This window comes from uncultured Tessaracoccus sp. (genome assembly GCF_947255005.1).
In the GTDB taxonomy this organism is placed as follows: Bacteria; Actinomycetota; Actinomycetes; order Propionibacteriales; family Propionibacteriaceae; genus Arachnia.
The window spans coordinates 1-5,752 of sequence record NZ_CAMYFI010000095.1 but is presented as its reverse complement, the minus strand read 5'-3'; the positions used below and the strand labels follow the sequence as shown (position 1 = coordinate 5,752).

The following is a 5,752-nucleotide window of genomic DNA, read 5'->3' as shown; positions in this document are numbered from 1 at the left end:
CTCCGCCGAGCGGGTGTTCGAGCTCCTCGACGCCGACGAGATGAGCGCTGAGCCTGCTGGTTCGCTGCCTGAGACGGTGCGGGGGCGCGTCGAGTTCGAGGGTGTCGACTTCTCCTACGCGCCCGATCAGCGCCTCATCGAAGACCTGAACCTCAACGTCGAACCGGGCCAGACCATCGCGATCGTCGGCCCCACCGGCGCGGGCAAGACCACGCTGGTGAACCTCATCATGCGCTTCTACGACCTCGATGCTGGGCACATCACGCTCGACGGCGTCGACATCTCGCAGGTGCCCCGCCAGGAGGTGCGACGCCAGGTGGGGATGGTGCTGCAGGATGCGTGGCTGTTTGGGGGCACGATCCGCGAGAACATCGCCTACGGCCGCGACGGCGCCACGGAGGCTGACATCGTCGAGGCAGCGAAGGCCACGTTCGTCGACCGCTTCGTGCACTCCCTGCCTGACGGCTACGACACCGTCATCGATGAGGAGGGCAACAACGTCTCCGCCGGCGAGAAGCAGCTCATCACCATTGCGCGGGCGTTCCTGTCGGACCCATCGTTGCTGATCCTCGACGAGGCGACGAGCTCCGTCGATACCCGCACCGAGCTGCTCCTTCAGCAAGCGATGAACTCGCTGCGCACCGGGCGAACGTCGTTCGTGATCGCGCACCGGCTGTCCACCATCCGCGACGCCGACGTCATCCTCGTCATGGAGGACGGGCGCATCGTCGAGCAGGGTTCGCACGACGAGCTCCTCGAACGGCGCGGGCACTACTTCGACCTGTACCAGTCGCAGTTTGCGGCGTCGATGGTTGAGTAGCGCCCGGAGGGCCGAGTCGAAACCATCCTTACCCCCGCCATCTAACCCAATATCCACACGCGTTTGCTGGAAAGGGCGATTTTGGCCGGTTTTGGGAAACCCGTGTGAATATCGGGTTAGCTCCGCCAAGGCCCCACCGGTGGTTGAGTAGCGCCCGGAGGGCGCGTATCGAAACCCACCCCTACACTGGCCGAGGAAAGGAACGATGCAATGTCGGTGCGGAAGCTACTGTCTGCGACGCTCACCGTCGGCGCCCTCGGGTTCGGCGGCGGTGCGGCGCTCATCCCTATCATGGAGCGGGAGTTCGTGCAGCGTCACAAACTCGCCACCGACGACGCATTCACCGCGCACACCATCATCGCCAACGTCACGCCGGGAGCGCAGCCGGTGAAGATGTCGGCGATGGTCGGCACCCACGTCCGCCCCACGTGGGCCCCGACGGCGGCGGCGCTCACCGTCGCGCTCCCAGGCACCGTTGGGACGGTGCTCATCCTCATGCTGTTCACCGCGTTAGGCGCGTCTGCTATCCGCATCATCGAGTTCGCCGCACTGGGCATCTCGGCATTCATCGCGGTGCTGCTCATTCGCTACATCGGCAAGGTGTTGCGCGCCTACCATCCGTTGGCGACGGTGGTGCTGGCGCTGCTGACCTTCGCCGCCGTCGGCGGCAACCAGGCCGTGCGCGCGGCTGGGAATCTGCTGGGCACGGGCTGGACCTCCTCGCTCCCCCAGCTGAGCGCGGTGCAGGTGATCCTGCTCGCCCTCGCAGGTGTTGCCGTGCTCAGTTTTTTCCGACGGGGCCAGTCGCCCTCCGCGCCTACCGAGCCTCCGCCTTCGTCCACCAGCCACACCCTGCGCGCGGCCGCGGTGCTGCTGCTCGTCGCTCTCGTGGCGCTCGGCATTGCGGTCCTCGTCGGTGCGGGCCGCGTGGTGTCACTGATCGGCCTCTCGACGCTCTCGTCGTTCGGTGGCGGGGCTGCCTACATCGGTGTCGCAGACGGTTTCTTCGTCTCGAGCGGCATCGTGCCCGCCTCCGAGTTCTACGGGCAGATGGTTCCGGTTGCCAACGCGCTGCCAGGCCCGGTGCTCATCAAGCTGGCGAGCGCCGTCGGATACGGATTCGGCTACTCCCACGGCGGTGTCGGCATGGGTGTGCTGATAGCGATCCTGGGGTTCCTCGTCTCCGTCTGCTCGTGTGCCGCGCTGGCGCTGGCGTTTCTCGCGGTCTACGAGAAGGCGTCGAACTCCTCCTTCGTGCGCCTTCTCGGCCCCGTGGTGTTGCCGGTGATTTGCGGCTTGCTGCTCATGACCATGACTTCCATGCTGAACGCGAGCGTCGAGATCGCACGGCACGCCGGCGTCTCCGGCGTGGGAACAGCGTGGGTTTCGATTGCCGGGGTCGCGCTGTTGTGGGCCGTGCAGCGTCGCTGGAATCCCCATGATCTCGTGCTCATCCTCGGCGCGGGCGGCATCTCGCTGGCGACCATGCTGCTGCTCAGCTGAGCGGCGGCGCGTGAACGCCACCTGCCCTAGCATGGCTGTATGCGCCCAGACCAACTCGAACACCTCGTTTCCCTCTCCGCCCCAACGCTCCACCCAAGCGGCGCCTTCGCCGTCGTTGCGGTCACGCACCCGAGTTTCGCTGTCGACGCCGAGGTCGGCCAGCTATGGAGAATCCCCCTCGACGGCGGCCGCCCGCGTCGCATCACCCGCGGATTCCACGACTCCGCCCCCAAGTTCTCCCCCGACGGCACCCTGCTGGCGTTCGTACGTTCACAGCCTGGCAAGCCCGCGCAGCTGTTCATTGCACCTGCTGACGGCGGCGAACCCATGCAGGTAACCGACCAGAAGCTGGGCGTCGGAGAGTTCGAGTTCTCCGACGATTCCCACCGCATCGTGTTCATCTCGAGGGCTCCGGAAGACGGTAGATATGGCACCGTCGACGACATCGACGCCGCGCACGAAGCCCCGCGCGCCTTCAGCGACTTCCAAACCCGGCACAACGGCGTCGGATGGTTCCGCGACCGCCCGGCGCAGGTGTTCGTCGTCGACGTGCCTGACCCCACCGCCGAACCCATCTTCGACGCAACCGGTCAGGGCAAGGCCCACGACGTCGACGCGCCCGCCCGGTTCCCCAAAGCCACCCGCCTCACCAACGACGACATCGACTGGACATCACCCATCTTCGACGCCGACGGCTCGGTGCTCGCCAGCGCCAACCGCAAGGGTGACGACACGCTCGAGTGCGAACTGTGGCGGCTGCGCGAGGAGGCGAAACCGGAATCGCTCACCGCCGGGCTCGGCCTTCACGCGCGTCGGCCGCGCCGCTCCGGGGATAACCTCTTCTTCGTCGCCGGTTCGGTGGGGGAAGGCATCGACTTCGTCGGCCACCACGGCACCGTGTGGCTGGCGGGTGAGGAGCCGCGCCAGGTCGTCGACATCACTGTGGGGGGCCCGCTCGTATCACTTGGCGACGGGCGCGTCATCGTGCCAGAGGTCTACCGCGGCACGGAGCGCGCGGTGATCGTCGGCAACGAGGATCACCAATTCATCGAAGACCCGACGTGGGACGTCCAGGCCCTCGACGCCGCGGGCGGGGTGATCGTCGCGACGGTCACCAGCGCCACGAGCACCGGGGAGCTTGCCGTGCTGCGCGACGGCCGGTGGGAAGTGCTCACCAACTTCGGTGTGGCACTCGCCGACGCCGCACTCCCGCAGGCAGTCACCGCGCAAGCACCCGATGGGTACCCCGTCGAAGGATGGCTGCTGAAGCCCGCAGGCAGAGGCCCCCACCCGGTGCTGCTCATGATTCACGGCGGGCCATACCACGGGTACACGCGCTCCTTCTTCGACGAGGCCCAGGTGGCCGTCGAGGCTGGATATGCCGTGGTCATGTGCAATCCGCGCGGGTCGTGGGGGTTCGGTACCGAGCACGGCAGAGCCATCAAGGGCGACATGGGCAACCTCGACGCCGCCGACGTGCTCGCCTTCCTTGAACACTGCCTGGCTAGCGACGACGCCCTCGACGGCGAACGTCTCGGCATCATGGGCGGCTCCTACGGCGGCTACCTCACGGCGTGGATCATCGGCCACGATCACCGCTTCCGCGGGGCCATCGTCGAGCGGGGATTCCTCGACGTGCAGAGCTTCATCGGCTCCAGCGACATCGGCTGGTTCTTCCCGCAGGAATACACGAGCTACGACAAGGCAGAGGCCGACCGCCAGTCGCCCATGACGTACGCAGCTGAGGTTCGCACTCCGACGCTCGTGATCCACTCCGAAGACGACCTGCGTTGCCCGCTGCACCAGGGCCTGCAATACCACGCGCTGCTGAAGCAGGCAGGGGTGGCGGCGGAGATGCTGGTGTTCCCCGGAGAGAACCACGAGCTCACGCGCTCGGGCACGCCGTGGCATCGTCGACAGCGCTTCGAGGCCGTGATGGCGTTCTGGGAGAAACACCTCCCCGTCGCCTGATACCGCGCCCGCCAGTCCCGCGACGGGAACCCTTTCTGCTGCACGTTCGTTATCGAGCGTGGAACTTTAGAAAGGACATTCCCTTGTCATTCGTAGGACGAGCTTGGCGATATGTGTGCCGGAAATGGGTGAAGTCGCTCATCGTGTTCGGCATTCTGGTGGCGATGATGACGGCGCTATTCACGACGAGTGCGATCAGCCGCTCAGCCGATCAAGTCAGTGACGACGTCGCTAAGCGCACCGGGGCCGGGTTCGTCATCCAGAACAACCCACAATTCAATATGGGCACCCCCCGCGGTGCCGGCACGGTGCGAGGGGGTGACATCGAGAAGATCGCCGCGCTCGACGGGGTGAAAACTCACGTGGCGCGCCAGAACGTCACGGCAGACCTCGTCAATGCCAAGGTGCAGAAGCTCCCGCAGCAGGAATACGACGCTGAGAAGGAGAATCAGTTCGGCAACGCCGCCAACGTCTGGGGCGTCAACACCACGGAGCTCGACAATAACTTCCGCAGCGGAGCCCTCAAGCTCGTCAGTGGGCGCCACCTGAAGCCCGACGACCACAACAAGGCCGTCATTCACGAGGAGCTCGCGAAGGCCAACGGCCTCAAGGTGGGCGACACGATCACGCTCAAGGCCAACCCCTACGACGTCGACAATCAGAAGAAGTCCACCGCGCGGGTAGACGCGGAGATCGTCGGCCTCGTCGCGGGCAAGAACACCCGCCCCGCCGCGCAGCGCAGTGAGCTGTTCGCCAACACCTTGTTCACCGACCTGGACACCACCCGAACGCTCTACGGGTGGGACAAGAACTCCGAGATCTACCAGGACGCCAACTTCTTCGTGAACCACCCGGATGAGGTGGAGCGCGTCGCGGAAGCCGCCAGCAAGCTCGACATCGATTGGCGAAGCTACCAACTCGCGCCCACGACGCAGTATCTCGCCGGCATCACCGGCGCAGTGGATGGCGTGCGCGGCGTGATGGGCGGCACCACCGTCGCGACGTTCGTGCTGGCCGGTGCGCTGTTGTTGCTGGTGTTGTGCCTGTGGTTAAACGAGCGAAAGAAGGAGACGGGTGTGCTGTTCGCGGTGGGCACCACGAAGGCCGGCGTGGTGGCGCAGTACCTCACGGAGCTGGTGTTCATCGCGATCCCGGCCATGGTGGCGTCGTTCTTCCTGGCCCGCGCGGTGGCGCAGGGCGTGGGTTCGTCGGTGCTGAGTTCGGTGAATGCGTCGGCGGAGCAGGGCTTCGCGCCTGGCCAGCAGGCGGGCGCGGACATGGAGTCGTCCACGGCAGTCCAGACCCTCGACGCGCTCAACGTGCAGGTGAGCCCCGATCTGCTGCTCGGCGTGGGCGCGATGAGCCTCGCGGTGCTGGTGCTGTGCGCGCTGCTGGCGTCGGTGCCGATGCTGCGGCGTCCCCCGCGCGCGCTGCTGGTGGACATCTCGTGAGCGGCAT

At 66.3% G+C, this 5,752-nt stretch carries 4 protein-coding genes; all 4 read left to right on the top strand.

Annotation, left to right across the window (positions count from 1 at the left end):
• Positions 1-820, top strand: an 820-nt coding sequence (locus tag Q0X61_RS12410) for an ABC transporter ATP-binding protein (RefSeq protein ID WP_297743096.1), incomplete at its 5' end; no start/stop codon positions are given.
• A 210-nt stretch (positions 821-1,030) separates the two neighbouring features.
• The gene (locus Q0X61_RS12405) at positions 1,031-2,323 is read left to right on the top strand and encodes a chromate transporter (protein ID WP_297743095.1); all 1,293 of its coding nucleotides are present in this window, start codon (positions 1,031-1,033) and stop codon (positions 2,321-2,323) included.
• A 39-nt stretch (positions 2,324-2,362) separates the two neighbouring features.
• Positions 2,363-4,294 carry a S9 family peptidase gene (locus Q0X61_RS12400; protein ID WP_297743093.1) on the top strand — a complete coding sequence of 644 codons (1,932 nt, stop codon included), beginning with the start codon at positions 2,363-2,365 and terminating at the stop codon, positions 4,292-4,294.
• An 83-nt stretch (positions 4,295-4,377) separates the two neighbouring features.
• The gene (locus Q0X61_RS12395) at positions 4,378-5,745 is read left to right on the top strand and encodes an ABC transporter permease (RefSeq protein ID WP_297743091.1); all 1,368 of its coding nucleotides are present in this window, start codon (positions 4,378-4,380) and stop codon (positions 5,743-5,745) included.
• Positions 5,746-5,752: the final 7 nt, after the last annotated feature.